Here is a 25,076-nt window from a genome sequence, read left to right as displayed (position 1 = left end):
GACACTCTATGTTGCAAGTTAAAATTGTGCCTGTAACGGCATTTCAACAGAACTGTTCCATTGTTTGGGACAGTGACAGTAAAGAAGCAATTTTAATTGATGCAGGTGGGGAGCCTGAGAAGCTTAAAGCAGAAATTGAAGAGTTGGGTTTGACAGTCAAAGCGTTGTGGTTGACGCATGGGCATTTAGATCATGCTGGAGCAGTTGGGGCATTAAAAAAACTGTGGGATGTCCCTGTGATTGGCCCGCATAAAGAAGATGCCTTTTGGTTGGATATGATCCAAGAAGTCTCGCAGCGTTATGGTTTTCCTATTCCTGAAAAGGTAGATGTCACGACATGGCTTGAAGGCGGTGAAGTCCTTAAACTGGGAGATGAAGCGTTTGAAGTACGTTTTGCCCCTGGACATACTCCGGGTCATGTGATGTTTTATAACAAAAACTATGGTCTGCTGTGGACCGGCGATGTGTTGTTTAAAGGCTCCATTGGTCGTACCGACTTTCCGCGTGGCAATCATCAGCAGCTGATTGACTCTATTCAGCGTGAATGCTTTAGCTTACCCGATGAGACGCAGTTCATTTCAGGACATGGCCCAATCAGTACCATTGGTTTTGAAAAACAACATAACCCCTTTGTGGCAGGAAAAGCAGGCTAAGCGCTTTGTGGTCTTATTGAAAAATAAAAAAAGTCAGCAGCTGCTGACTTTTTATTTGCGAAATGGATTATTCAAAATGTGTTGGGTTTCTAGAGCAAACACGATAGAGAATAAGGCCACTAATAGTCCAACCGAGAGGATCAACAGATCTTGCATATAGATGCCAAAACTGAATAGACAGATCGCGAGTAAAACGCCAATTAAAACAATAGTCTTACTCAGGATGTTCATCTTATCCCCCTTTAGGATGTTATTTTTGTGACTTGATCATGCTGTGAGCATGTACCAATTTTTGGGGGAGTATAGTCGACGAATTATCCTTTTAAGCGAATATTAAGATATTAAATAATGAACAATTTCTCTTAAAATATGAAAAATATCATGAAATTAAACATATTATTCTTCTGAGTTTTCTGCTTGCGGTGCATCTTGCGTTGGGAGGCGATATTCATCATTGGCCCATGCACCTAAGTCGATCAGTTTGCAGCGTTCAGAACAAAAAGGACGAAAGGCGTTGTCTTCCCATTGACTCATTTCTCCACAACGGGGACAAGGGAAAGTGTGTGGCATGGTCGACTCCAGATAAAATTTTCGGATTGAAATAGGCAAAAACGTTGGCAGTTGTTAGACTGATGCGGTTTTTTTCTTAGTTTGATCTGATTATGCCGATTCGTCAATTTCAAGCCCAGCGTATGCATGCGCCTCGTGATTTTCAAATGATCAGTCCTGATCCACTGTGTGTGGAAATTGGGGCGGGCAAGGGTAAACATGCTTTATTGTTTACGGCCAATCATCCTGAGAAAAAGCTGATTGCGGTTGAGCGTACCCGTGAAAAGTTTGTGGCGATGCAGAAACAACATGGCTTAGAAGGTCAGCAGAATTTACAGCTGGTACATGCCGATGCCTTGCCGTGGGTGGTACATGCCTTGCAACCGCAGCAAGTTGAACAGTTCTTTATTCTTTATCCCAACCCTGAACCGCATAATCCTGCACAGCGCTGGTTGAATATGCCGTTTTTTGAGTTTCTGATTTCACGTTTACAAGTGGGTGGACAAATTACTTTAGCCAGCAATATTCCTGAATATATCGAAGAAGCACAGCAACAGTTGATTGAGGTGTGGAAGTTACCGTTTGTAAAAGAGCGCATCGCGGATAGTTCTGCGAGGACGCATTTTGAAATTAAATACTTAGAACGAGGCGAGCTCTGCCAACAGTTGATCATCACCAAACCTGAAGGTTATCGCACGCGCTTTGACGCGTTTCAGGCTTTGCAAGGTCAGACCCCACAGGTGCAATCTTCGGATCAAGCTGAATAAATCATGCCAAAGCGTATTGCAATTATTGGGGCGGGCCCAGCAGGTTTGATGGCGGCAGAAGTGTTGAGCCAATATGATGTTCAGGTCGATGTGTTTGAACAAAAACCATCTGCTGCACGTAAGTTCCTGATGGCGGGTAAAACAGGACTGAATATCTCTCATGCAGAACCTGTGGAGCAGTTTATAGGTCGTTATGATCAAGCTGAATGGCTAGCACCTTGGATTCGTAAGTGGGATGCCAACTGGATTCAGGCATGGATGAAAGGTTTAGGCATTGAGTCCTATGTCGGAACGTCTGGGCGTATTTTCCCGATTGAAATGAAAGCTGCGCCTTTATTACGTGCATGGTTGAAACGCTTGGTTGAGTCAGGCGTCAAGTTTTACTATCGTCATCAATGCCTCAGCCTCAAAGAGCATACGCTTGAAATTAAATCTTTGCTTAGCGATCAAGCGCATAGTCAGAGCTATGATGCGATCGTCTTGGCTTGCGGAGCGGTGTCATGGTCTCAGCTCGGTAGTGATGGCGCATGGCAAAACTGGTTGGAGGCCGATGAAATTGAGCCTTTTCAAGCCAGCAATGCTGGGGTAGAACATGAATGGTCTACCTATATGCAACCCATCTTTGGGCAGCCACTGAAACGTATCGCTGCATGGGTGGGCGATGCCGAAAAAAGTATGGGTGATATCGTCATCACCCATTATGGACTAGAAAGTGGTTTGGTCTATAAGCAAGGTCGAGCGCTGCGTGCGCAGCAAAAACAGCTCCAACCTTTAGTGTTAACGCTTGATTTACTGCCAGATGTCACTGTTCAAGAATTGGCTGTGCGTCTGAAACCCACAAAAAAACAGTCTTTAAGTAATGTTTGGCGTAAAGCTGGTTTAGATGCAGCTAAGGCAAGTTTAGTGCGAGAGTTGGTTGCAAAAGAACACTGGAATCGCCCTGAACAACTGGCGCAGCAGGTGAAGCAATTACAGATTCCTTTAACTGGTTTTCGTCCGATTGAAGAAGCGATTAGTTGTGCTGGCGGTGTGCACCGTGAAGGCCTAAGCTCGCAGCTACAATTAAAATCCAATCCCACCGTTTTTTTATGTGGGGAAATGTTGGACTGGGATGCACCCACAGGGGGCTACTTACTCACTGCATGTTTTGCAACCGGACGTGCTGCGGGTGAGGGTGTGATGCAGTATTTGAATGTGGCAAAAAATTCGCCATAAGCGATGCAACTGAAAATCAGCTGTGCTAATTTGAATAAAAAATTCAAGGAGCATCATGATGTCGGATCTTCAGCAGTATGTGGGCAGCTGCCTATGCGGTGCAGTGACTTATCAAATTGATGGGCCGATTGGCGATATTATTCAATGCCATTGTCAAAAATGTCGCAAGGCCAATGGAACGGCATATGCAACAAATGCACCGATTGCTAAGGCGGATTTTAAACTGACCTCTGGTCAAGACGTTGTGAAAAAATATGCATCGAGTGCAGGCACAGAGCGTTGTTTCTGTGGCAACTGTGGTTCACCTCTTGTCAGTATTAAAGCTGAAACACCTGAGTTTTACCGTTTGCGTATTGGAACTTTAGATACCCCGTTACAGCAAAAGCCGACGCAGCATATTTTTGTAGCATCCCAAGCCGAGTGGGACAACATTTGTGATGCATTACCACAATATGCTGAACGCCCATAGTTAGAATATATATAAGTAAAAGGGATCATCGGATCCCTTTTCTTTGTCCGTCATTAGGTTAGTAGCCTGTCGACATCGTATCTTGAGCCTTAGGATACTGCGACTGCCAGTGTTCAAGCTGCTCTTGGGCATGGATGAGCTCACCGAGGCCTTTCACGTTGTCATGTGGTGCTGCGGCTTTATTTTGGATGATTTTGGCTTGGTTATCCCAATATTGGTACATCAAAGTTTGAATGTAGCGCCCTTGTTCTGTTTTTAAATCCAGTGCTTTCAGCATATTCAGTGCAGACTGAATATTGTCTTGTTGACGTGTTTTTGCAAATTCATCCGTGAGCGTGCCTGCCTCACGCATTTTCATGAGTTCATCTTCCATTTCATCACTCATGCTACTAAAGCGCTGGTCATAGTCGACCAAGAGCGCAATATCGTGTGGATCATTGGTTGTTTTAGCAAAACTTTTGACGGGTTCGGAGCTCAGTTCTTGCAGAATTTTATCATCGCTTGAAAGCGTATCTTGCTCAGCACGTTCATTGGCTTTATTACAGCCTGTGAGGATTAAGCTGCCACCTAAAAGAAGCGGCAGTAGAACCTGTTTCAATGAAAGAGTATGTGGGTTCATATCGGTGTCCTATTATTCTGCTATTTTTTGAAAGTGATAGGCATAGGTGATGTAAGGAAAACTGATTTCGTCTTGTGGCTGTTTGCCCGTGTACTGCTGCACAATTTGTTCAAACTGATGTTTTAACTCCTGCTGTTGTTCGAGTGGCATTGCGGCAATAAAGCTGGTCGAAAGGAGACGTTTTGAGACCACTTGTTCTACGGTACCTGTTTGCTGCTGTGCAAACTGATGCAGGCTTTTGAGTTGAAATAAGGGTTGATGTTCAAAGATTTTTTGCCATAGTCCACTATGATAACGCGGAGTCTCTCCTTCTAAAGGAGCGAGCCGTTCTGCCAGAGCATTGACCCAGTCGACTTGAGTGTCGCGTTGATTCCAGACCAAGCCCAAATGCCCTTGCGGTTTTAGGACACGATGGATTTCTTTTAAACTGTCCATGTTGGCAAACCAGTGGAAGGCCTGCGCAGATAAAACTGCATCGATACTTTGCGATGGCAGGGGAATATGGTCACTAAAGGCTTGTAAATTTTCCACCAGTGGGTAAGCCAGTTTAAGCTGAGCCAACATTTCGGTGACAGGTTCGATGGCAGTGAGTTGTCCACTATGTGGAATCAGATAAGGCAGAAACTTACCTGTGCCCGAGGCAAGATCAATCACATGAGAATCTACGTTTAAATGCAACTGCTCGGTGAGCCACGCATGGATCTCTTGTGGATAACTTGGACGCACTTGTTGATAAAGTTCAGCAGCTGCACTAAACCCGTGTTGTGCCGCAGGATGGAGTAATTGTGTCATATTTTGCGCTTTTTTATCTGCTCTGCATCTATAAAATAACACATTTGGTTCGATGAAATCGCTTATGCTGTATGGAACGAACATGACCTCACTTTATAGGAATGAAATCTCTCAGCATGGACATGGCGAAACAAATTATTTTTGAAGACGAACAGATTCGTGTCATTTTTTTACAGGGTTCATCGGACGAACTTATTTTCTCTTTTGGCGATCTGATTACTCGTGCCAAGGGAACGTCGATCAATGCAGAAAAGTCACTAACGAAGTTTGGCTTTAATGTGGTTGGCATTATGCCAAAACAAAAGTCATGGTTTCCAGAGTCTTCGATGTTGGCCATGTTGGATGCAATTCGCGCTTGGATTGCACCCTTTCAAAACCGTATTGCCTATGCAGGGTCAATGGGCGGTTATGCTGCGATTAAATACTCTAAGCTGCTTCAGTTTAAGCGCGTAGTGGCCTTGGTGCCGCAGTATTCGATTGACCCTGAACAGGTGACGGATAACCGCTATAACATGTTCTATCAGCCTGAGCTGAACCATGACATGCAGGTACAGCCGAAGGATGTCTCGGCAGAGTGTGAATACATTGTTATTTATGACCCTTACTGCCCTGAAGACCGTGCGCATTATGAAAAATTACAAACGGTCGTGCCGAATCTGAATACCCTGAACTTACCTTTTACAGGGCATGATGCGATTGCGGTTTTAGCCAGTTCAGATTTATTGCACGATTTTTTACGTCATGAGTTTGATGCGCCGTATTTTTATAAAAAAATTCGTGAAGTGAAAAAGAATAGCAAGTTTTATTACCGGAAAGTGATCGAAAACTTGTTGCCACGTCACCGCTTTTCTTTGGGGCGAATTCTGAAAAATAATGAGCTTGAGTTAGACGGTCAATTTTTTGATAGCAAACTCAAACAAAGCATTATCCGCGAGTTACTCAGCAATCGACAAGTGAGCCAGACCGATCTGTTGAAATTGGGCATTCAGGTCAACTTGCCGCAAGAAAATAGCTGTCAGTTAATGGATAGTTTTGGACATGGTTTAGTGTTCAATATGATCAGTCAGAAGATTGAAAGCTATGCACCAGATGCTATTGCACTGAATCATAAGTTTCTGTTGCCGATCTTTGCCAAGGGCAACGGACTGGTCCACATTTACTATAATGACATGCGCTATACCGTGGTGATGAATGACCGTCAGATTATGAAGTTGGTGCATGAACAAGCCGAATTGAGCGCTGGGATGCATCCATTATTAATGAAAAAATACAGTGATTATTATCTGATTAGTTATAAGCAGTTTAACTTTAGCTGTGATGAATATGGTGGCTTTGATTTAGTCGAAGAGATTCCTGAAACGGCGCAGTTTTTGGTGCCAAGCGATGCTGAGTCAGATGTGTTTCTATGATATGTTCATTTGATTTATCCCTATAGGGCTTTGGTCTAAAGCCAAGCTCTTGTTTTCCGGCCTATTTGGTTTAATATGAAAGTATTGTTTATCTTTTAAACAATACGGATAAAGATCAAATAGGGTGGAAGCAATGCAAAGACATTGGTCGGCTGTATTTATAACATTACTGTTTATTTCAACATCACAAAGCGTACTGGCACAAAGTTTAGACCCAGCTTATCTGACATTCGGTGGTGGTCTCATTCTCCTGCTGATCCTGACGTTTTATGTGATTAAACAGATCAGTATTTCTATTCGTATTCATCGTAATAAGCCCGTTAAATAGCGGGCTTTTTTCTGTGTGTTGCGGCTATTTTTAAGTGGTGAAGACAGTGTTTACGTTGAAAAAAGAAGCTGAGTTAGTTTAAATAAGCGCTCTATCATTATGCAGAACAACTGGACGTGAGCAATGAAAGCCGTATTTTTAGATTGTGCATCCTTAGATAAAAATGATTTGGACTTTCAAGCACTGCATGCTGTTTTTGATGAACTGATCCTTTACCCAAGTACCGATGCTGAGACGCTTGTTGCGCGTGTGCAAGATGCAGATGTGATTATTAGCAATAAAGTAATGGTGGATGCCGATACCCTAAAACAATGCTCTCAGTTAAAGTTGATTTTAATCTCTGCCACAGGCACCAATAACATCGATTTGCAGCAAGCCAAAGCGCAAGGTGTTGTGGTGTGTAATTGTCAGGGTTATGGCACGGCAGCGGTGGCACAGCACACTTTGATGTTGATGCTCAACCTTGCAACCTCCTGCTTGCAATATGAGCGTGCGGTGCAGCAGGGTGAATGGAATAAAGCTTCGCAGTTTTGCCTACTGGACTACCCAATTATCGAACTTTCTGGCAAGACATTGGGCATTTTAGGGTATGGGGAATTGGGGCAGGCGGTGGCTAAACTCGCTGAAGCATTTGGCATGCGAGTTTTAGTGGGAAATTTGCCGAACCGTCCACATGCTGACTCAACACGAGTGGGCTTTGACGACTTGCTGGCGCAATCAGATTTTGTCAGTCTGCATTGTCCATTAACCGATGATACTCGCGACCTGATTGATGCCGAAGCTTTCAAAAAAATGAAAAAAAGTACCTTTTTAATTAATTGTGCACGTGGTGGAATTGTGAATGAAGCAGCCTTAGCAGACGCGTTAAAACAGGGTGAAATTGCGGGCGCTGCAACTGATGTATTGACCGTTGAGCCACCTAAAGAGGGTAATGTTTTATTGGAGGCTTGTCTGCCGAATTTAATCATTACGCCACACAGTGCGTGGGGCAGTGTCGATGCACGTCAACGCATGGTGCAGCAGTTGGTGGAAAATGCTCAAGCTTTTCAAGCAGGGCAGCCAATCCGTCGGGTGAATTAAAACAAATGATGACAACGAAAAAGCCCGTCGAGTGATGTGCTTTTTTGCTATTAAAGCTTAGTCACTTTAATTTCTTCTTCTGCTTGAGCAGGTGTAAAGGAAGACGGTGCTTGTGTAATCGTGGGCTCATTTACTGTTTGTGGTGCGACAGGCTGTAGAGATGAGACTGAAGGCGCTTGAACCGCAGGAGCATCTACGGGTGCAGATGACGGTTGACTCAATCTGCCTTGGTAAATGGGGGCGGGTTGATCTGTTTGACCAGTAATCACTTGCTTGGTTTCATGCAGCTTTTTATTCACATTTTGGGTAACTTGCTGTCCTGTTTCTTTGGCTTGTTCTGCGGTGTTGTTGGTGATGGTTTTTGCACTGTCCAAGGCTTGGTGTGCAGAAGGGCGAATTTTTTGGATGCCTTTTTCTGTTGCAGTCCCGACTTTTTCCGCCGTGTTAATCACACCTTCTTGAGTTTTATAAGCCCAAACGTGAAAGATGTTGGGGTTTTTACCATAAGGCGTAATTGGCTTTTGCGCTTGCTGAGTAGTGGTTTCTGTTTGTGCCCATACACCTGCTGTTGTCATTAAAAGAGTGCAGAAGAGTGTTGTTTTCATCATGTTCATAGAGCAGTGTACCTCTTGGGCTATCGTGCATAAATCAGCGTTTTAGCATAAAGCCTCTTTGTGTGAATTTCATGTGCTTGGTTGTAAACAAGCGTAGTGTGCAAACGTATATAGCTAAAAAAGAGCCCAGCATGTGGACTCTTTCAACTCTGGAGGAGTTTAACTTCTACTTCGCGCCAACAGCGGCATCCGCAGATGAACCGACTTTGGCTTTAGCAACAGGTGTATCTAGTTCCACTTGAGCCTGCCCATTTATGTCTGCACGTTTGGGTTGACCACTGACAGCCTGCTTAGTTTCCTGCCATTTTTGTTTGGTCGCTTGTTGGCCTTGTTTCGCTTTATCCGCTATATAGTGACCACTTTTTTTGGTGTTATGCTCAACAGAGTGTTTAACGTCACCAGCCTTATCTTTTACGACAGCAGATTTTTCAGCTGAAAATTCTTTGGTGTCTTGCCATTTTTCTTTGCTGAATGCTTTGGTTTTGTCGACACCATGCTCAACCGTTTCTCCTGTAGCATGTGCGGCATGTTTGACATCATGTTTTAAGTTTTGCAATACGCTTGGCTGCGAGGTTTGAACTTGAACATTGGCCGATGTATTGGCTGTGGTATTTGCAAATAGGGAAGTGGAAGCTAAAAGTGCAGTGGTTAAAGCCGAAGCGGTGAGTGTCTTTGTTAAAACTTTCATCTTTGATTTTCTACCTCTTATGACAGAACCCGATGAGGAGTTCAGAACAGCAGTCATCATAGACAGAAATGAGCTCAAAAATAGCGTTTGATATGAAAGTCGCACAATGCGGCAACAGCGCATGAACAATGGGCTGAAAATTGTGTCGTTCAGTTAATTCATTAAAATTATGTAAGTTTATGCGTGGTCGTTGTTTTAAATGTAAAGAATATGGAGACTGGTATTGAAGTAAAGGACACGAAGCGAAAGGCATTTGAGAGAAAGTCATCACTGATGTTGCATCAGTGATGACGATTTGCTTAGTTACATTGCGCTAAGGCTTCTTTTGCAAAGTGATTACGTAGTGCGAGGAAGTTTTTCTGTACTTCTGCATCGTGTAATTCAAATTTGGTTGCTGTGCTGGTGCCATCGAGTGCAAAGGTTGCTGAGCCACCTGTAATGAGGGTGTAGTCACGGAACGCCCACTGTTCTACGACTTTGCCTGCTTTGAGGTTGCCAGTAAATTCGATGACGCATTTGTCTTCAAATTTGGTCAGTTTTGCTTTGTTGTTGGTTGTGTCTGGATAGACTTCAATGTCTTGGACTTCTTGTAATACACCCGCTGTCAACTGTGGAATTGTGGGTTGAGATGTACATGCTGTAATAGAAAGGGCAGCAAAAGTAGCGAAAAGTACAGTTTTTAATTTCATAAGGTTCGTTCTTGTTGCGAGTTGTTAGGTTGAGTATAGGGAAATGAAAGTAAAAATCCTATAGGTTTTATAATGTAAGTTTGGTGCTATGTATGTCATTGATGATCAATTCTTTGGAGGAGGCTTAAATATTGAGATGATTCTAATAAGTAAATTATTTAGGCTTTAATTATATTTTGTTAATATGTGAATATAAAAATAGAGGATAATTCATGTACTTAAGAAACCTTCACATCAGAAATATTGGGCCACTTGAGACGTTAGATCTTGAATTTGAGCTGCAAGAAAATTCGAACCCGAAGCCTATTATTTTAGTAGGAAAAAATGGCTCAGGGAAAACGTATACTCTTTCGTATATTGCAGATGCTTTCTTTGAAATAGCAAAAAAAGAATTTAGTGATGTAGTTTCAAAGACGGCGAGTATGGATTCACCCTATTTTAGAATGATTTCACCAAGGGATATTAATACTAAAACTCAGAGTCAAAGTGCAGCAGCATATTTAAAGTTTACAAATGACCAAAATCATAAAGAAGTACACTATTGTGAGAAAATAGGAAGTATCGATTCAGCTCAAGATTTAATGAATTTATACACCAATAAAATTAATGATATTGATCGAGGAAGTGGGAATCAAAAAAAAATTTTGGCTTCAAAAGAAGATATTAAGGAACTTTTTTTAAATACAATTGCATTTTTTCCTAGCTTTAGAAAAATTGTTCCACATTGGTTGAATGTAGATGCGCAAATACAAGAAATATTTGATATTGAACAAAAGTTTGGAGGGAACTTAGATAAAGAAATAATGTGTATAGACACATTTAAAAAAAATATTCAATGGATGCTTGATGTTATTTTAGATTCAGCTATTTTGCCGGCCGAATTGGATTTTTTGAATGAGGAGGAAAGAAAACAAGCCATACAAGATAAGAATGCAATCAATAACTCATATCGTAATATAAATAAGATATTTCAGACGGTTCTAGATAATGATGAGCTATATTTGAAAACAGGTTGGAGAAATAATTCTTTATCTCGGCTGTCTTTAAGTAATAGAAGTGGAATTGTTATTCCAACGTTAGAACAACTTTCGACTGGTCAATTAATTTTACTTAATTTATTTTTTACTATTATTCGTCATGCTGACTATACAAATATAAATAACAGTATTCTTTTGGAAAATATAGAGGGAATGATTGTTGTTGATGAAATAGATGCTCATTTACATAGTAAACATCAAAGTGAAATTCTACCTAAATTAATGAAATTATTTCCAAAAATTCAATTTATTGTAACGTCACACTCTCCACTTTTTGTATTAGGAATGGAAAAAGAGTTTGGAGCGGAAAATATTCAGTTGATTGATCTGCCATCAGGAATGAATATCACTTCTGAGCGATTCGGTGAGTTTGAAGAATCCTTTAACTTCTATAAAAATACAGCAAAATTTGAAGAAACTTTGCATCGAAAAATCCAAGAAACGCAAAAGCCATTAATTTTAGTTGAAGGTAAAACAGATATAAAATTTCTAAAAAAAGCTTTTGAGTTGAAAGGAAAAACTGGTTGGTTGGAAAATATTGAAATTGATGAAATTGATGAAATTGGTATAACACAAGAAAATGGACAAGTTAAATTTGGAGGGGATAGTAGTTTAGAAAAAGGTTTTGATTTTTTAAAACATAATCTGAATGCAATTACTCGTAAAGTTTTATTTTTATATGATTGTGATACAAGTATTAATAAAGAGGTTGTTGGTTCAGTAGTTAAAAACAAAGTACCACTCAATATGGGAAACTCCAAAGTCAGAAAAGGTTCTGAAAACTTATTAAAAGAAGAATTATTTACCGATGAATTTTATTCAGTACGTGAAATACCAGATGCCTATGGAGGATCTAACACCAAGCGGTCTTTTGATAAAAATAAATTTTGTGATTACATTTATGAAAACATTAATGATCCAACTGTATTTGATAAATACGAGGAATTAGTATTTCCTATAATTGAAGATTTCTTAGTATCTTAGATAAAAAACCCGCTTTAAAGCGGGTTTTTATTTCAATCATTCAGCTTAGTGCTGCAACACTGAAATATCCGCAACACTTGTAAACAAATCACGTAACTGAGCCAGTAAACGTAAACGGTTCGCTTTCAATTCAGCATCATCTGCCATCACCATGACGCCATCAAAGAACGCATCAATTGGTGCACGCAGCGCAGCTAACTTAGAAAGTGCAGAAGTGTAGTCTTTTGCAGCTAAAAGCGGTTGAACCACAGGCAAGATATTTTGAATCTCTGCATAAAGTGCTTTTTCAGCATCTTCAAGCAATTTAGATTCGACAATTTCACCCGTAGGTGCAGCTTCTTTCGCCAAGATATTCGCAACACGTTTATTCGCAGCAGCCAAAGCAGCAGCTTCGGGCAGGCTACGGAAATGATTCACCGCAGTCACACGCTTATCAAAATCAAGAGGTGATTTTGGTGAAAGCGCTTGAACCGCTTGAATCACATCAACTGCAACGCCTTGGTCTTCATACTTCGCACGATAACGACCTTCAAGGAATGCAACAGCATCCGCCAAAGTATTGTTGTGGTCTTTCAATACATCGCCATAAGCAGCCAAAGCAAGCTTGATCAACTCTTCAATTGAAACATCAAGATTGTTTTCAGTCACTAAACGCAAAATACCAATCGCAGAACGACGTAAAGCAAACGGGTCTTTAGAACCTGTAGGCGCTTGACCAATACCGAAAATACCAGTCAACGTATCTAAACGATCAGCAAGGGCAATCGTCGTACCCGTTTTGGTTTTCGGTAGAACATCGCCAGCAAACTTAGGTAAATATTGCTCACCTAAAGCTTCCGCAACTTCATCATTCTCGCCTTCAATACGTGCATAGTAAGTGCCCGCAATCCCTTGAAGTTCAGGGAATTCGCCAACCAATTCAGAAGTTAAATCACACTTTGCAAGAAGTGCTGCTTTTTCAGCATCGGCAGGATTCGCACCTGTGATTGCAGATAAAGCCACAGCCAATTTAGCAATACGTTCAGATTTATTCCAAAGCGTACCTAACTGTGCTTGGAAAACCATATTGGCTAATTTTTCTTTACGAGATGCAAGCGGTTGCTTTTGATCTTGTAAGAAGAAGAATTCAGCATCAGACAAACGAGGGCGTACAACTTTCTCATTCCCTTCAATGATTTGAGTTGAATCTTTAGACTCAATATTTGAAACAGTAATAAAGTAAGGTTGAAGTTTATTGTCAGCATTCACCAAACAAAAATACTTTTGGTTGTCTTGCATGGTCGTGATTAACGCTTCTTGAGGCACAGCAAGGAAACGTTCTTCAAAGCTTGCACGAAGCGCAACAGGCCATTCAACCAATGCCGTCACTTCATCACGTAAATCAGCAGGAACGATCGCAATCGCATTGACTTCATCAGCCAAAGCTTTCACTTGTTGATCAATGATCGCTTGGCGCTCTTCAAAATTCGCGACAACTTTTGCAGCACGAAGCGCATCTAAATATGTATCTGCATTGGTTAAAGTAATCGCTTCAGGTGCATGGAAACGGTGACCATAAGTCACATTGCCGGCTTTGTGATCCTGAATAGTTGCATCAACAACATCGTTGTCTTTTAACAATACAACCCATTTTACAGGACGAACGAATTCAGTACGGCTTGCCGCAGAACGCATACGTTTTGCGATTGGAAGGTTATCCAAAGCAGTTTGTAAAATTTGTGGCAGTAAAGCGTCAAGGCTTTGACCTTGCACATCTTTTAAGTAGCAAACTTTTTCAACTTTACCTGCTTGGAAAGTTGAAACTTGATCCGCAGTAATGCCTTGACCACGCATAAAGCCTTCAAGTGCTTTGGTTGGTTTGCCTTCTGCATCATAAGCAGCTTGTACAGCAGGACCGTCAAAACGTTTTTGAGTATCTGCTTGAGCACCATCGACATTGATAATTTTCAATGCCAAACGACGAGGTGCTGCATAAGCTTCAATTGCTTCAAAAGCCAAACCTGCATCTTTTAAGCCTTTTACAGTTTCAGCTTGCAATGCATCACGTAAAGTTTTTAAGTTTTTGGGTGGAAGTTCTTCACAGCCAAGTTCAAATAAAACGGTATGTTTAGACATTATTTGTTCTCCGCTGATTTTTCGGCTTGAGCCGCTTCCGCTTCAACCTGAGCTTTCAATTGCGCTAAAACTTCATCACGTAAATGTGGTTCTGCCATTGGGAAACCAAGTTTGGCACGAGCCGCCACATAACTTTGTGCAATTGAACGAGCCAAAGTACGTACACGTAAAATATAACGTTGACGCTCAGTCACAGAAATCGCCCCACGTGCATCGAGCAAGTTAAAGCTGTGTGATGCTTTGATTACTTGCTCATAGGCAGGAAGTGGAAGTTCAGCTTCCATTAAGCGAGTTGCTTCCGCTTCATAGAAATCGAACAATTCAAACATTTTTTCAACGTTGGCATATTCAAAGTTATAAGTTGATTGCTCAACTTCATTTTGATGGAATACATCGCCATAAGTCACAGTACCAAACTGACCTTTGGTCCAAACAAGATCGTAAACAGAGTCGACACCTTGTAGGTACATGGCTAAACGTTCAAGACCGTAAGTGATTTCACCTGTTACTGGGTAACATTCAACACCACCAACTTGTTGGAAGTAAGTAAACTGAGTCACTTCCATACCATTGAGCCAAACTTCCCAACCTAAGCCCCAAGCGCCGAGTGTTGGAGATTCCCAGTTGTCTTCTACGAAACGAATATCGTGAGTAAGGGTATCGATACCAATCGCTTCTAAGGAGTCTAGGTAAAGTTGTTGGATATTATCTGGGTTTGGTTTCAATACCACTTGGAATTGGTAGTAGTGTTGCAAACGGTTTGGGTTTTCACCATAACGACCATCTTTAGGGCGGCGTGAGGGTTGAACGTATGCTGCGTTCCAAGTTTCAGGCCCAAGTGCGCGTAAGAATGTTGCAGTGTGGAATGTCCCTGCACCCATTTCCATATCGTAAGGTTGTAAAATGACACAACCTTGTTCAGCCCAGTAGTTTTGTAAGGCAAGAATTAAGCCTTGGAATGTATCAATATGCGATATGGCGCGACTCATGCAGCATCCATTATAAATATAAGAAAAAATTGTTTCTAAGTATAAGGATTTTGCAGGGGAGTGGCAAAGGCTCTATTTATTTTTCAGCACTTAATTTTATATTTGCTAAAATGGCTTAGTACGACCTGCACACAGTAAGTCGTGATGAATTTCGCATAAACATTCATCATGCCAACCATAATGAATATCTTTGCATATTTGGTGGGAAATATTTTTTGAGTATGCCAATGTTTCTAAATGAGTATGAAGATCATGGGCTAACATAACAAAATGGGTCTCGGGATAAGGCCATTTGGCATGATTGTCAAAGTGAGAAACTGAATTTCCAAGTGACAATTCAAGTGTTAATAATTCATTTAAGCAGTCGCAGATTTCAAGTTTTTCAGTCATTTTTTATTCTTTTCATAAATTATCCAATAATAAGGTGATGATGCATGGTGCAGTAAGCATCTGTATGCCAATTAGAATGCATATCTCGATTAACCTGAGCTTGAACATTCGGGTGTTGGGGAAAATTAAGATTTTTTAAATGCAGAGATTGTTTTAGATAAATCAAATGGCTCTCTTCTTTAGGCCATTTTGCATGAGTATCGTAACCAGAGATTTTGTTGCCTTGTTTCACTTCAAATTGAATCAGGGCAATTAAGCATTCACATAAACCTAAAGTTTCAAGGTGATCTTCATATTTGAATTTTCCCAAGACGTGTACCTTTCTTCTTATAAAAATGAAACTCTTGCGCTAAATATAGACTTTGCTGATAACAATTGAAATAACAAAATTGATATCTCTAAGATGTAAAATAGATGCATCTTATTGGTGAGACCGCGTATAATTTTGCACTGGTTAAGTGCGCAAAAGTAGAAGGGCGGCTGTGTTTCATATGCAACTTGAATGGTTAAATACCTTAAAACCGAATTTTAAAGTGTTACCGCTAAAGGAAAGAATGCTCTGTGGTTTGGGTGCATTGTTGGGATTAGCACTGTCTTCACTCATAAGTTGGTGGCTTTTGGGTGGGATCAATGCATGGTATATCGCCCCGATGGGTGCGTCCTCGGTGTTGCTTTTTGCCGTACCAGCTAGTCCTTTGGCTCAGCCATGGAATATTGTGATTGGGAATACGATTGCAGCTGTGATTGGGGTGACCTGTGCACTCTATATTTCCAACTTAACAGAAGCATTTAGTGTTGCTGTGGCTTTGTCGATTATTTTGATGATGACGACAGATTCTTTGCATCCACCAAGTGGTGCAGTGGCAATTACAGCGGTACTGGGAGGAGATACGGTACACGAGTTAGGGTATCAATTTGTGTTTTATCCTGTTCTACTTAACTCGATCCTGCTTCTCGTGATTGCGATTGCGTTCAACCGATTGCTCGGGAAACAATACCCAACCGTGGCGCAAGTCAATACGCGTAGCACCGACCCGACCCCCACCCAGAAGGTCACAATTCAACCTGAAGATATTCATCAAGTTTTAGCCCAAGAAACACAGTTGCTTGACATCAGTGAATATGATTTACAAAAACTGATTTTAAAAGCCCAAGCACAGGCCGATACTCGCTTTCATATAGACCTACGCTGTCGGGACATTATGAGTAAAGATGTCCTGTGTTTATATGAAGATGAAGACATTCAAGTCGCTGTGGAAAAATTTAAACAGGTCAATCTGATGAGTTTACCTGTGTTAAATCGAGCTGAACAAGTATGCGGCACCTTGGCTTTATATGAAGTGGTCGAGTGGTTCCAAAAGGCAACGGATTTACGTACTTCTTGGCAAGATCAAGTCAAACATATTATGAAGCGTCAGGTAGTCACGGTACAGCCAGATCAAGAACTGCAAGATCTGATCCCATACTTTGTTGAACGTTCTTTTAACTATATTCCTGTGGTTGAAAACAAGGCTTTGGTCGGTATCATTAGCCGTGCCGATATGATTGCAGCCTTGTATCGTCTGTTACAACATCGTTAAGTCATGTGAGTGTCGTAGGCAAAAAAAAGCTACGACACTTTGGGGGAAGTTGTCGTAGCATAAAAAGAAACTTTTTGAGACGAAAGATGTGCGCTTATGGGTTGCGATGATCTGGATTAACGGTACGCATTGTATTGCTATAACCAGATCGGGCCTGTGGAGAATGCTCGATTTGGTCTTTTTGTTTTGGCATCACCAACCAAAGAATCAGGTAAACCAAAATTCCGGGGAATGCTGCACTTAACAGTGAAATGGTGATGAAAACAATACGAAGCAAATTTGCGTTCCAACCAAAACGTTCAGCAATACCGCCCATCACACCAGCAATCATGTTTGAGCGGTTTGAGCGATATAAACCAACATTGGCCATCTAGGTCTCCTTAAAAATTAAAATCTAATAAGTGGCTTTTTGCACTTATAGTTTAAAAATGGAGATGGAATTACGTTTTTAAAGGTGACGGAGTCGATTAAAAAGTAAAGTTATGTAAAGAGATAAAAGCTAGGGTTTTGATCAGGACTAAAATGTGCTCTATTTGGCGTTGAGCTAGCTGCTTAAAGTCAGCAAGTCATTTGAATCCGAGAAAACACCAGGGGTCAGGATGGAATATTCGTGATGGTTATGGAGATTAATCACGTGCAGGAAGTGAGTGTGGAATGAAGTTGAAACGAAAACATCAGGGTTTGATTGGCGTATTACTGCAAGGAGCGGTGGCGCTAATTGGTGTATCGTTAGCTGGCTGTGATGGTGGGCTCTCGGAAGCGTCACAACAACATGAAAATAGTACGGTAGAGGACGTGGATGTTTCATCTGAGTCGGGGAAGAAGCTGACTGAGGTGGCAGGACGGGCCACCATGCAAGATGATTCGGAGTATGCACCTCGTACGCTTGATATTCGTGAACAGCAGTTCATTGGGCGTTATCGCACACAAATTCAATGTGATGGTTATTTTTTCCCTTGTGAAACGGGGAAGGCTGATTTTATTCTCAATTTTTTACCTGATGGTACGGTGCATCGCAGCATTGTGCGTTTGGGTAAGGTCTTTTCAGAAAAACAACGCCCTGGCTTTTCAAACTTAAGTTATCGCCGTGATACATGGACCATGAATAAAGAGCGAACAGAGTTGATTGTCCATCGTAAAGAGGGGATTAATTTTTATTATCGCGTGGTGGATTCGCAAACGCTGCAAATGGATTTGGATAAAAGTAATAATCTAGATGCCACTAACCAAAAATTGTATGCGCGAGGTTTTCCGAAATTAGAGCGTGCGTATACGTTAAAGCGTGAGCCTAATTCATAGTTAAAATGGAATTGGGTAAAGCAACAGAATAAGACTGAAGAATAAAAATAGTGAAGAAATGAACAGAGTGCGAATTTTATGAATTAAATAGCATTTCGCTAAATAAATGTCATATGAATACAATTAAAGAGGATTTAAATAAATGGTGGGTCGTCCGCGATTCGAACGCGGGACCAACGGATTAAAAGTCCGCTGCTCTACCAGCTGAGCTAACGACCCTGAGCAAGGTGTGCGAAAGAGTATTCGCTGAAAGTTTAAAAAAGAAATTTTTAAAGCATTCGAACCTGAGCAGGTTTGTAAAATTAGATTTTACAAGAAAGATGGTGGGTCGTCCGCGATTCGAACGCGGGACCAACGGATTAAAAGTCCGCTGCTCTACCAGCTGAGCTAACGACCCATCAAGGGTATCAAAGGAATGGTGGGTCGTCCGCGATTCGAACGCGGGACCAACGGATTAAAAGTCCGCTGCTCTACCAGCTGAGCTAACGACCCATATCATTTGATGGAGCGTATTGTAGCAAGATATGCATCGAGCGCAAGTAAAAAATCGCAAACTTGTTGATGTTTGATTATAAATACAACAAATTTGTGATTAGGTAGCTAAAAAACAAGCAATTCGAGTTTAGAAGCGATATTGATAGGCTTGAATGTTATCAAAGACTTGTTGCGTTAAATCTGCATAGGCACTGCTGTTGGGTAACAGGACCAGCAAGCGTTCATCCGTTTTTTTCGGGTCAAAGGCTTGTTCTTTGAGCTTGTTCTTTTGGTATTTAAACGTTCCTGTAGTTTCAACTTGCTTTTGTACGCGTAAGAAAACGGGTACAGCATAGGCAGGCAGACATTTTTTAAAGCTCACGAGCATTTGGGCTAAATCCTGCTCATTCAATTCAGCGCCGTCTGCCAGTGTAATCGCAGCCATCCCCGCTCGGCCATTGGTGTTCGGAATTTCGACACCATAAACCACGGCTTCGGTGATTTTGTCATATTCACTAACCATGTTTTCAACTTCAGTCGTGGACACATTTTCGCCTTTCCAGCGGAAAGTGTCGCCTAAGCGGTCGACGAATTGGGCATGACGGAAACCAATGTCACGGACTAAGTCCCCTGTGTTGAAATAAGCATCGCCGGACTTGAAGACATCTTTAAGAATCACCGATTTATTTTTTTCAGGGTCGGTATAGCCATCAAAAGGGGAGCGGCGAGTAATTTTACCAATCAATAAACCAACTTCGCCTTTTTTGACCTTGATACAGCCACCCTTGGCATCATAAACAGGTGCATTTTTTTCTTTATCAAACTGGATAATGGCATAAGGCGTAGGTGAAAAGCCGACAGTGTTGTCAAAGTTAAATACATTGCTAAAGCCGACATTGCCTTCGCTCGATGCATAAAGCTCTAAAATTTCTTCAATACCAAACCGCTGTTTGAATTTGTCCCAAATATTCGGACGCATGCCATTGCCGATCATTTTGGTGACACGGTGGCCTTTTTCTAAATCTGAAGGTGATGCATCCATGAGGTAGCGACATAACTCACCCACATAGCCTATGGCAGAGGCATCGAACTTTTGCACATCTTTCCAAAAAGCAGAAGTGGAGTATTTACGGCGTAAAGCCAAGGTGCCAGCACCTGCAATCACGCCACACCAACACACCACAATACCTGTTGCATGGTACAGCGGCAAGGTGACATACATCACATCGTCTTTGCCGAGGTTGAGTACGTGCCCGTAGGTTCCATAAGCCAACGTCCAGCGGCTATGTGTGAAAATAACGGCTTTAGGTAGACCGGTTGTGCCTGAGGTATAAATATAAAACAAGCCATCTTTACCCAGCACACTATGTGTGGTTGGGGTATTGAACTTGGCAAAGGCATCAATTTTTTCAGCAAGATTACTAAAACCTTGTGGCGCAAGGCCTGCATCTTTTTGGGTTTCTTGGTCGGCAAACCAATAGAAACGATCCGTAGATAGATTTAAATCATGACGGATTTCATCAACTGCGGCACGACATTCTTCACCCACGATGACTGCGATGGGTTTGACTAGATTAATACTATGCGCCAGCACTTTACCGACTTGAGAGGTATTGACTAAAGCTGCAGTAACGCCAATTTTGGCAAGTGCAATCACGGTTGCAACCAATTCAGGACGGTTTTCAATCATCACTGTGATGACATCACCCTTTTTTGCCCCGATGGATAAAAAATAATGCCCGATTTGGTTTGCCCATTCGTTGAGGGCTTGGTAGCTAAATTTTTGCTCTTCAAAAAGCAGGGCCATACCGTGAGGGTTGCGCTTCACTGCTTTTTCAAAAGCAATCCCGAGGCCTGCTGGGGTGTTTGGGGTACGTAAATATGCTTGCTTTAATCCACTGAGTAAGTTGGGAACTTTACTGATGAATTGAGGAAGTTTTGCTGCAACGTCAGTAATACCAATGAGGTCATGTGATGGGTGTTGGCTCATATGAATCCTAATTATTTTATGCAATCCAATGCGTTTGAATAGTGCTCAGTTTCTACACTTGTTCTTTTAATCGTTTCGGTCTAGTGCAATCAACCTAATCTGACGAAAATAACAAAAAAACCTAGCCACTGACATGACTAGGTTTTTTAAATTGACAACTCTAGGGCGAATTACGACTCAGTCGGGCTCGCTTTTTTCGGTGGACGACCACGTGGACGACGTGGGCGAACTGGCTTGTCCGAGTCTGATTTATCCGACTCGTCCGCAGCTGTTTCCGCTACAGTTTCAGTCACTTCTACTTTTTCAGCTTGCTTTGATGCTCTAGGCGCTTTGGCTTGAACTGGAGCAACAACAACTTCCACTTCTTCAACCGCAGCTACATCAGCCATGCTTTTCACTTCACTGCTTTCAACGGCAATAGGCGCTTCGCTTTCTGTTACAAGGGCAGGCTCGTTTTCCTCTGGAGTTACAGCAGGTGCAGCTTCAGCAGCAGGCGTTTCTGCAACAATCGCTGTTTCAGGCGCTGACGATTCAGCAACAGGTGCTGTTTCACGTGCTTGTTTGGCTTGTTCAGCAGCAAGTTTAGCTAGACGACGACGCTCACGCGGGTCATTTGCAACACGTTGTTCAGACACAGGTGCAGGCGGTGTCAGGTCCAATACTGGAACTGGCTCTGCTTCAGGCTGCGCTTTTGTGATTTCAACATCACGGGTGACCGGTTTTTTCTCTGCTTCAACAGCAGGCGTTGTCACAGTTTTGCTTAACGTTGCTGCATACTCTTCAGTAAATTTCTGAAGGGCACGGTTGAAGGTTGGAATTAAACCAAACTGCTCAATCAGCACTGAACAGTCTTCACCATAGACATGGCGAATCAAGCTGCTGATGGTGTACTGACCTAAAGTTGGCACCTGTGAAGGTGTGAGTTTAGGTGTTTCAGTTTGCTGTGTGTGTGCAGCGCGTTGTTGGCGACGGCGTTGGCGTGGATCATTGCTGGCACGTTTTACGCTTTCACGTGGTTTTTGCTCTGCTTGTTGTTCAGCAGGTGCTGCTACAACTTCAGTTGCTTTCTCCTGTACCACTTTCTCAGCTTTTACTTCAACTTCTGCTTTCGCAACAGCCGCTTGCTGAGGCTTGGTTTCGGTTGCAGTGTGTGCAGGCGGAGTTAATGCCACGATTTCACTTTGCGCTTGATCGACATTGACCACATGGGCTGTTGTGATCATTTCTTGACGCGGCGCTTCAATCAACTCAACTTTAACTTGAGGTTCTTGAACCACAGCTGGCGCTGCTTCAGTCGCTTGCTCATTCAGTACACTTGGGTCGCGGTGGCGATTTGGGCGCTCTGGACGAGGTTGGTTACGGCGGTCACGACGTGGCATTGCATTTTGCTGTTCGTTTTGAACATCAGTGTTTTGCTGTTGCTCACCGTGTTGGCGACGTGATGATGAACGCTTGTTTTCACGCGGTTCCTGACGTTGCTGTTCACTGCGCTCTGGACGGTCTTGACGTTGTTGTTCACCGCGCTCAGAACGTTGTTCATGACGGTCTTGGCGTTGTGGTTCATTGCGTTCAGGACGTTGTTCATAACGATCTTGGCGTTGTTGATCTTGACGAGAGACCTGCACAATTTCTTCATGAACTTGGTTGTCATGTTGCGCATTTTGCTCACGTGACTCTTTGTGCTTATTAGGGCGCTTTTTGTTGTGGCGTGTGCCACGTTCTTCTTTCTCTACATGCTTATCTTCACGGTGTTCAGATTTTGCATGAACAGGTGCAGCGCTTATGTAGACATTGTTGCTTGGTGCAACTGGTGCCGCAGCAGGCGTGCCAACTTGACCAAACTGACCACGACTCACTGCACCACCATTCACCATTTGCTCAATGGCTGCAGCAGCATTATTTGCAGAACGTGATTGATCGACAGTCGCAGCTTGTTTTTGCACAAACAAGTTTTCTAACCATGCACATGGGCTGCTTGAAGGTGCAGTCTGAGCAGGGGTTTGTTGAGCGACTTGTTGTTGTGGCGCGTTGTTACGAGGTTTTTTGTTGCCTTTTTCTTGTTGTGCAGGCGCAGGAGCGGCATGTTGATGCACATGATCTGCACCATCTAAATGCCATTCTGATGACTCGTAACCCAACTCTTTTTCGCTTGAACGTGTTGCTTCTGTACGTTCATAGCTGGTTGGTGCAAAGCCTTCAGGGTTATACGAAATTTCGTAATGCGGAGTTTCTAAGTGTGGGTGCGGAAGCACAGTCACACGAACACCTGAGGTTTGTTCGAGGTAAACCAACGTGTGACGCTTTTCATTCAATAAGAAGGCTGCAATTTCAACAGGAACCTGTACTTGAACTTCACCATGACGTTCACGCAGCGCAATTTCTTCTACTTTACGCATGATTGAAAGCGATAATGAGCGTAAGTCACGAACCATACCTGTGCCATGACAGCGCGGGCAGACATAACCTGTTGCTTCTTCAAGCGAAGGGCGTAGACGTTGACGGCTCATTTCCATCAAGCCAAAACGAGACAATTGACCGAATTGGATACGGGCACGGTCGCTTTGTGTTGCTTCGCGAAGTTTCGCCTCAACCATACGTTGGTTGCGGTCTTTGGTCATGTCGATAAAGTCGATCACGACCAAACCACCAATGTCACGTAAACGCAGTTGACGTGCAATTTCTTCCGCTGCTTCAAGGTTGGTATTGAGCGCTGTATCTTCAACATCACTACCACGGGTTGATTTTGCAGAGTTAATGTCGATTGACACTAATGCTTCGGTTTGGTCAATAACGATTGAACCGCCTGAAGGAAGTTTAACTTCACGTTCATAAGCGGTTTGAATTTGGCTTTCAATACCAAAATGAGCAAATAATGGCTCATTTAGCGTATAAGTTTTTAGCTTGTCGATTTGACGAGGCATGACTGCTTTTACGAAGTTATAGGCTTCGTTATAGGCTTGCTCTGAATCAATTAAGATTTCAGCAACATCATCACGTAAATAATCACGAATCGCACGCGTCACCACCCCCGCTTCTTGGTGAACCAACATTGGTGATGGACCAGAACTTGCTGTATTTTGGATTTGCGCCCAAAGATCAAGTAAGTGCTGTAGGTCGAGTTGTAATTCTTCTTGAGAACGGCCAATACCCGCAGTACGTACAATCACGCTCATGCCACGAGGTACATTTAACGACGCCAACATTTTTTTCAATTCTTCACGTACTGAACCTGAAATTTGACGGCTAATACCACCACCTTTCGGGTTATTTGGCATAAGTACCAAATAGCGACCAGCTAAAGAAATGAAGGTAGAGAGGGCAGCGCCTTTGTTACCACGTTCTTCTTTTTCAACTTGAACCAGAAGCTCTGTGCCTTCAGTGATCAATTCGCGAATGTTTGAAGTTTGGCGTGGGTCTGCTTGGTAATATGAATTTGCGATTTCGCGCATAGACAAGAAGCCTTGACGTCCCGCACCATATTCAACAAAGACGGCTTCTAAAGAAGGCTCAACGCGAGTCACGTGACCTTTATAGATATTGGATTTTTTTTGTTCACGGGTACGATTCTCTAAGTCAAAATCGTAAAGACGCTGCCCAGTGACAAGTGCAACGCGAATCTCTTCTGCATGTGTTGCATTAATCAACATACGTTTCATGGGTGTAACACCTAATAGTGATACACAGCAAACTATCGCTAAACACGTAGCGAACATCAAACATCACGGACCAATTTTGCTCAGATCTCAAATAAACCGATTGTGGTCTGAGTTTTATTACCTGCCTTTTTGATCGGCTTCGGTTTTGATTCACATATTGATGATGGCAATACGGCTTCAATCTTTAAACGATTAAAGTCTCCTGCGCGTTTCACTGGCGGACAAGCGGTGCATTGGATGTAAGTAACTTTCACTGTCACATTTGCTCGAAGAGCAACCCTTCTTTTTGGATAGGGTGTCTTGATACGGAATTATCATCGTACCTTTACAACTGAACAGATCCATATGCATCAACGCTGTGGCCTGAATACGACATCAGGGAGCGACTAATCTGATGTATATCAGTTTACGTTTAAAAACCAACCTTCGTTGGTCACATATTTTTTTGGGGCAAACTGATTTATGTGCAGATGCACAATTAAACCTAACAGTTTGCTGTTTTGCCGATATAATAAGCCTTCGGCGTCGGCATAATTCTTTTGGGACCGTTCCAAGCTGAGTTGAGTTATTTTCTTAACTATTCAATTTAAAATTGAAATGATTAAGCTTTTGACTCACTTATGGTGGTATCCGTGCGCTGACTATATCAAACCTTGTACCATCTGCCTATGGGCTAAGCTAGTCTTTCTT

Annotated in this window: 24 protein-coding genes and 3 tRNA genes; 10 read left to right on the top strand and 17 right to left on the bottom strand. The window is 42.3% G+C overall.

From position 1 onward, the window contains the following. The first annotated feature begins 8 nt into the window (after positions 1–8). Positions 9–653 carry an MBL fold metallo-hydrolase gene (locus tag AC4MC0_RS15240; RefSeq protein ID WP_078388563.1) on the top strand — a complete coding sequence of 215 codons (645 nt, stop codon included), beginning with the start codon at positions 9–11 and terminating at the stop codon, positions 651–653. A 51-nt stretch (positions 654–704) separates the two neighbouring features. Here AC4MC0_RS15240 and AC4MC0_RS15235 read toward each other — a convergent pair whose 3' ends face one another. Then, positions 705–884 carry a hypothetical protein gene (locus AC4MC0_RS15235; RefSeq protein WP_005400904.1) on the bottom strand — a complete coding sequence of 60 codons (180 nt, stop codon included), beginning with the start codon at positions 882–884 and terminating at the stop codon, positions 705–707. Positions 885–1,049: 165 nt separating this feature from the next. Beyond that, entirely contained in the window at positions 1,050–1,223 is a 174-nt protein-coding gene (locus tag AC4MC0_RS15230; protein WP_004692619.1) for a DNA gyrase inhibitor YacG, read from the bottom strand. A gap of 86 nt (positions 1,224–1,309) precedes the next feature. On the opposite strand from AC4MC0_RS15230, the gene AC4MC0_RS15225 reads away from it, so the two are divergent. The 3 genes from AC4MC0_RS15225 to AC4MC0_RS15215 are packed head-to-tail and all read left to right on the top strand — an operon-like array spanning position 1,310 to position 3,653. Further along, positions 1,310–1,969 carry a class I SAM-dependent methyltransferase gene (locus tag AC4MC0_RS15225; RefSeq protein WP_171263841.1) on the top strand — a complete coding sequence of 220 codons (660 nt, stop codon included), beginning with the start codon at positions 1,310–1,312 and terminating at the stop codon, positions 1,967–1,969. 3 nt (positions 1,970–1,972) lie between these two features. Further along, positions 1,973–3,184: a TIGR03862 family flavoprotein gene (locus AC4MC0_RS15220; protein WP_335997587.1), complete on the top strand. Its 1,212-nt coding sequence runs from the start codon at positions 1,973–1,975 to the stop codon at positions 3,182–3,184. 58 nt (positions 3,185–3,242) lie between these two features. Then, on the top strand, positions 3,243–3,653 hold the full coding sequence (locus AC4MC0_RS15215; RefSeq protein ID WP_004978849.1) for a GFA family protein: 411 nt from the start codon (positions 3,243–3,245) through the stop codon (positions 3,651–3,653). A gap of 58 nt (positions 3,654–3,711) precedes the next feature. Here AC4MC0_RS15215 and AC4MC0_RS15210 read toward each other — a convergent pair whose 3' ends face one another. Continuing rightward, on the bottom strand, positions 3,712–4,272 hold the full coding sequence (locus AC4MC0_RS15210; protein WP_335997589.1) for a hypothetical protein: 561 nt from the start codon (positions 4,270–4,272) through the stop codon (positions 3,712–3,714). A gap of 12 nt (positions 4,273–4,284) precedes the next feature. Beyond that, positions 4,285–5,064 carry a class I SAM-dependent methyltransferase gene (locus AC4MC0_RS15205; protein ID WP_335997591.1) on the bottom strand — a complete coding sequence of 260 codons (780 nt, stop codon included), beginning with the start codon at positions 5,062–5,064 and terminating at the stop codon, positions 4,285–4,287. A gap of 122 nt (positions 5,065–5,186) precedes the next feature. On the opposite strand from AC4MC0_RS15205, the gene AC4MC0_RS15200 reads away from it, so the two are divergent. The 3 genes from AC4MC0_RS15200 to AC4MC0_RS15190 all read left to right on the top strand — a co-directional run bounded on the left by AC4MC0_RS15200 (position 5,187) and on the right by AC4MC0_RS15190 (position 7,881). Then, complete coding sequence (locus AC4MC0_RS15200; RefSeq protein WP_335997593.1) at positions 5,187–6,473, top strand: hypothetical protein; 1,287 nt, start codon at positions 5,187–5,189, stop codon at positions 6,471–6,473. Positions 6,474–6,606: 133 nt separating this feature from the next. Further along, positions 6,607–6,801, top strand: a complete 195-nt coding sequence (locus AC4MC0_RS15195; RefSeq protein WP_004692607.1) for a hypothetical protein — start codon at positions 6,607–6,609, stop codon at positions 6,799–6,801. A gap of 123 nt (positions 6,802–6,924) precedes the next feature. Continuing rightward, positions 6,925–7,881, top strand: a complete 957-nt coding sequence (locus AC4MC0_RS15190) for a 2-hydroxyacid dehydrogenase (RefSeq protein ID WP_335997596.1) — start codon at positions 6,925–6,927, stop codon at positions 7,879–7,881. A gap of 50 nt (positions 7,882–7,931) precedes the next feature. On the opposite strand, the gene AC4MC0_RS15185 is transcribed toward AC4MC0_RS15190, so the two are convergent. The 3 genes from AC4MC0_RS15185 to AC4MC0_RS15175 form a co-directional block, all read right to left on the bottom strand. Then, positions 7,932–8,495 carry a hypothetical protein gene (locus tag AC4MC0_RS15185; protein ID WP_201707111.1) on the bottom strand — a complete coding sequence of 188 codons (564 nt, stop codon included), beginning with the start codon at positions 8,493–8,495 and terminating at the stop codon, positions 7,932–7,934. Between the two features lie 166 nt (positions 8,496–8,661). Continuing rightward, complete coding sequence (locus AC4MC0_RS15180; RefSeq protein ID WP_201707112.1) at positions 8,662–9,183, bottom strand: hypothetical protein; 522 nt, start codon at positions 9,181–9,183, stop codon at positions 8,662–8,664. Between the two features lie 299 nt (positions 9,184–9,482). Further along, entirely contained in the window at positions 9,483–9,872 is a 390-nt protein-coding gene (locus tag AC4MC0_RS15175) for a hypothetical protein (protein WP_004978867.1), read from the bottom strand. Between the two features lie 212 nt (positions 9,873–10,084). Between AC4MC0_RS15175 and AC4MC0_RS15170 the strand changes: the two genes are divergently transcribed. Next, positions 10,085–11,893, top strand: coding sequence for an AAA family ATPase (locus AC4MC0_RS15170; protein WP_335997600.1), 1,809 nt, complete (start codon positions 10,085–10,087; stop codon positions 11,891–11,893). A 45-nt stretch (positions 11,894–11,938) separates the two neighbouring features. On the opposite strand, the gene glyS is transcribed toward AC4MC0_RS15170, so the two are convergent. The 4 genes from glyS to AC4MC0_RS15150 form a co-directional block, all read right to left on the bottom strand. Continuing rightward, entirely contained in the window at positions 11,939–14,008 is a 2,070-nt protein-coding gene (gene glyS / locus AC4MC0_RS15165) for a glycine--tRNA ligase subunit beta (protein WP_335997602.1), read from the bottom strand. Beyond that, positions 14,008–14,997, bottom strand: coding sequence for a glycine--tRNA ligase subunit alpha (gene glyQ / locus AC4MC0_RS15160; protein ID WP_004978878.1), 990 nt, complete (start codon positions 14,995–14,997; stop codon positions 14,008–14,010). The genes glyS and glyQ overlap by 1 nt, the downstream gene beginning before the upstream one ends. Positions 14,998–15,102: 105 nt before the next feature. Next, positions 15,103–15,387: a hypothetical protein gene (locus tag AC4MC0_RS15155; RefSeq protein WP_126038396.1), complete on the bottom strand. Its 285-nt coding sequence runs from the start codon at positions 15,385–15,387 to the stop codon at positions 15,103–15,105. Between the two features lie 19 nt (positions 15,388–15,406). Further along, positions 15,407–15,697, bottom strand: coding sequence for a hypothetical protein (locus AC4MC0_RS15150; protein WP_058868849.1), 291 nt, complete (start codon positions 15,695–15,697; stop codon positions 15,407–15,409). A 172-nt stretch (positions 15,698–15,869) separates the two neighbouring features. Here AC4MC0_RS15150 and AC4MC0_RS15145 point away from each other — a divergent pair, with 172 nt between their 5' ends. After that, positions 15,870–16,967, top strand: coding sequence for an HPP family protein (locus AC4MC0_RS15145; RefSeq protein WP_058868850.1), 1,098 nt, complete (start codon positions 15,870–15,872; stop codon positions 16,965–16,967). Between the two features lie 94 nt (positions 16,968–17,061). On the opposite strand, the gene AC4MC0_RS15140 is transcribed toward AC4MC0_RS15145, so the two are convergent. Continuing rightward, the gene (locus tag AC4MC0_RS15140) at positions 17,062–17,337 is read right to left on the bottom strand and encodes a PspC domain-containing protein (RefSeq protein ID WP_004692583.1); all 276 of its coding nucleotides are present in this window, start codon (positions 17,335–17,337) and stop codon (positions 17,062–17,064) included. 284 nt (positions 17,338–17,621) lie between these two features. Between AC4MC0_RS15140 and AC4MC0_RS15135 the strand changes: the two genes are divergently transcribed. Further along, entirely contained in the window at positions 17,622–18,266 is a 645-nt protein-coding gene (locus tag AC4MC0_RS15135) for a hypothetical protein (protein WP_335997608.1), read from the top strand. Between the two features lie 143 nt (positions 18,267–18,409). Here the strand turns inward: AC4MC0_RS15135 and AC4MC0_RS15130 are convergent. The 5 genes from AC4MC0_RS15130 to AC4MC0_RS15110 form a co-directional block, all read right to left on the bottom strand. Continuing rightward, positions 18,410–18,485, bottom strand: a tRNA-Lys gene (locus AC4MC0_RS15130). A 102-nt stretch (positions 18,486–18,587) separates the two neighbouring features. Continuing rightward, a tRNA-Lys gene (locus AC4MC0_RS15125) sits at positions 18,588–18,663 on the bottom strand. A 19-nt stretch (positions 18,664–18,682) separates the two neighbouring features. Further along, a tRNA-Lys gene (locus tag AC4MC0_RS15120) sits at positions 18,683–18,758 on the bottom strand. Positions 18,759–18,888: 130 nt separating this feature from the next. Continuing rightward, complete coding sequence (locus AC4MC0_RS15115) at positions 18,889–20,730, bottom strand: long-chain-acyl-CoA synthetase (protein ID WP_335997610.1); 1,842 nt, start codon at positions 20,728–20,730, stop codon at positions 18,889–18,891. 170 nt (positions 20,731–20,900) lie between these two features. After that, the gene (locus AC4MC0_RS15110) at positions 20,901–24,386 is read right to left on the bottom strand and encodes an Rne/Rng family ribonuclease (RefSeq protein ID WP_335997613.1); all 3,486 of its coding nucleotides are present in this window, start codon (positions 24,384–24,386) and stop codon (positions 20,901–20,903) included. Between the last annotated feature and the right edge of the window lie 690 nt (positions 24,387–25,076).

The sequence above is a fragment of the Acinetobacter sp. CAU_H_S139_7 genome (assembly GCF_058599305.1).
Note: the sequence above shows the minus strand (reverse complement) of the source record. Positions and strands in the feature narration are given on the sequence as shown.

Excerpts from the sequence above, each read along its gene's own strand:
- AC4MC0_RS15175 (WP_004978867.1), bottom strand. The coding sequence starts at position 9,872 with ATGAAATTAAAAACTGTACTTTTCGCTACTTTTGCTGCCCTTTCTATT.
- AC4MC0_RS15135 (WP_335997608.1), top strand. The coding sequence starts at position 17,622 with ATGAAGTTGAAACGAAAACATCAGGGTTTGATTGGCGTATTACTGCAA.
- AC4MC0_RS15170 (WP_335997600.1), top strand. The coding sequence starts at position 10,085 with ATGTACTTAAGAAACCTTCACATCAGAAATATTGGGCCACTTGAGACG.
- AC4MC0_RS15220 (WP_335997587.1), top strand. The coding sequence starts at position 1,973 with ATGCCAAAGCGTATTGCAATTATTGGGGCGGGCCCAGCAGGTTTGATG.
- AC4MC0_RS15110 (WP_335997613.1), bottom strand. The coding sequence starts at position 24,386 with ATGAAACGTATGTTGATTAATGCAACACATGCAGAAGAGATTCGCGTT.
- AC4MC0_RS15190 (WP_335997596.1), top strand. The coding sequence starts at position 6,925 with ATGAAAGCCGTATTTTTAGATTGTGCATCCTTAGATAAAAATGATTTG.
- AC4MC0_RS15195 (WP_004692607.1), top strand. The coding sequence starts at position 6,607 with ATGCAAAGACATTGGTCGGCTGTATTTATAACATTACTGTTTATTTCA.
- AC4MC0_RS15140 (WP_004692583.1), bottom strand. The coding sequence starts at position 17,337 with ATGGCCAATGTTGGTTTATATCGCTCAAACCGCTCAAACATGATTGCT.
- AC4MC0_RS15235 (WP_005400904.1), bottom strand. The coding sequence starts at position 884 with ATGAACATCCTGAGTAAGACTATTGTTTTAATTGGCGTTTTACTCGCG.
- glyS (WP_335997602.1), bottom strand. The coding sequence starts at position 14,008 with ATGTCTAAACATACCGTTTTATTTGAACTTGGCTGTGAAGAACTTCCA.
- AC4MC0_RS15205 (WP_335997591.1), bottom strand. The coding sequence starts at position 5,064 with ATGACACAATTACTCCATCCTGCGGCACAACACGGGTTTAGTGCAGCT.
- AC4MC0_RS15200 (WP_335997593.1), top strand. The coding sequence starts at position 5,187 with ATGGCGAAACAAATTATTTTTGAAGACGAACAGATTCGTGTCATTTTT.
- glyQ (WP_004978878.1), bottom strand. The coding sequence starts at position 14,997 with ATGAGTCGCGCCATATCGCATATTGATACATTCCAAGGCTTAATTCTT.
- AC4MC0_RS15230 (WP_004692619.1), bottom strand. The coding sequence starts at position 1,223 with ATGCCACACACTTTCCCTTGTCCCCGTTGTGGAGAAATGAGTCAATGG.
- AC4MC0_RS15180 (WP_201707112.1), bottom strand. The coding sequence starts at position 9,183 with ATGAAAGTTTTAACAAAGACACTCACCGCTTCGGCTTTAACCACTGCA.
- AC4MC0_RS15240 (WP_078388563.1), top strand. The coding sequence starts at position 9 with ATGTTGCAAGTTAAAATTGTGCCTGTAACGGCATTTCAACAGAACTGT.
- AC4MC0_RS15155 (WP_126038396.1), bottom strand. The coding sequence starts at position 15,387 with ATGACTGAAAAACTTGAAATCTGCGACTGCTTAAATGAATTATTAACA.
- AC4MC0_RS15215 (WP_004978849.1), top strand. The coding sequence starts at position 3,243 with ATGTCGGATCTTCAGCAGTATGTGGGCAGCTGCCTATGCGGTGCAGTG.
- AC4MC0_RS15210 (WP_335997589.1), bottom strand. The coding sequence starts at position 4,272 with ATGAACCCACATACTCTTTCATTGAAACAGGTTCTACTGCCGCTTCTT.
- AC4MC0_RS15185 (WP_201707111.1), bottom strand. The coding sequence starts at position 8,495 with ATGAACATGATGAAAACAACACTCTTCTGCACTCTTTTAATGACAACA.
- AC4MC0_RS15115 (WP_335997610.1), bottom strand. The coding sequence starts at position 20,730 with ATGAGCCAACACCCATCACATGACCTCATTGGTATTACTGACGTTGCA.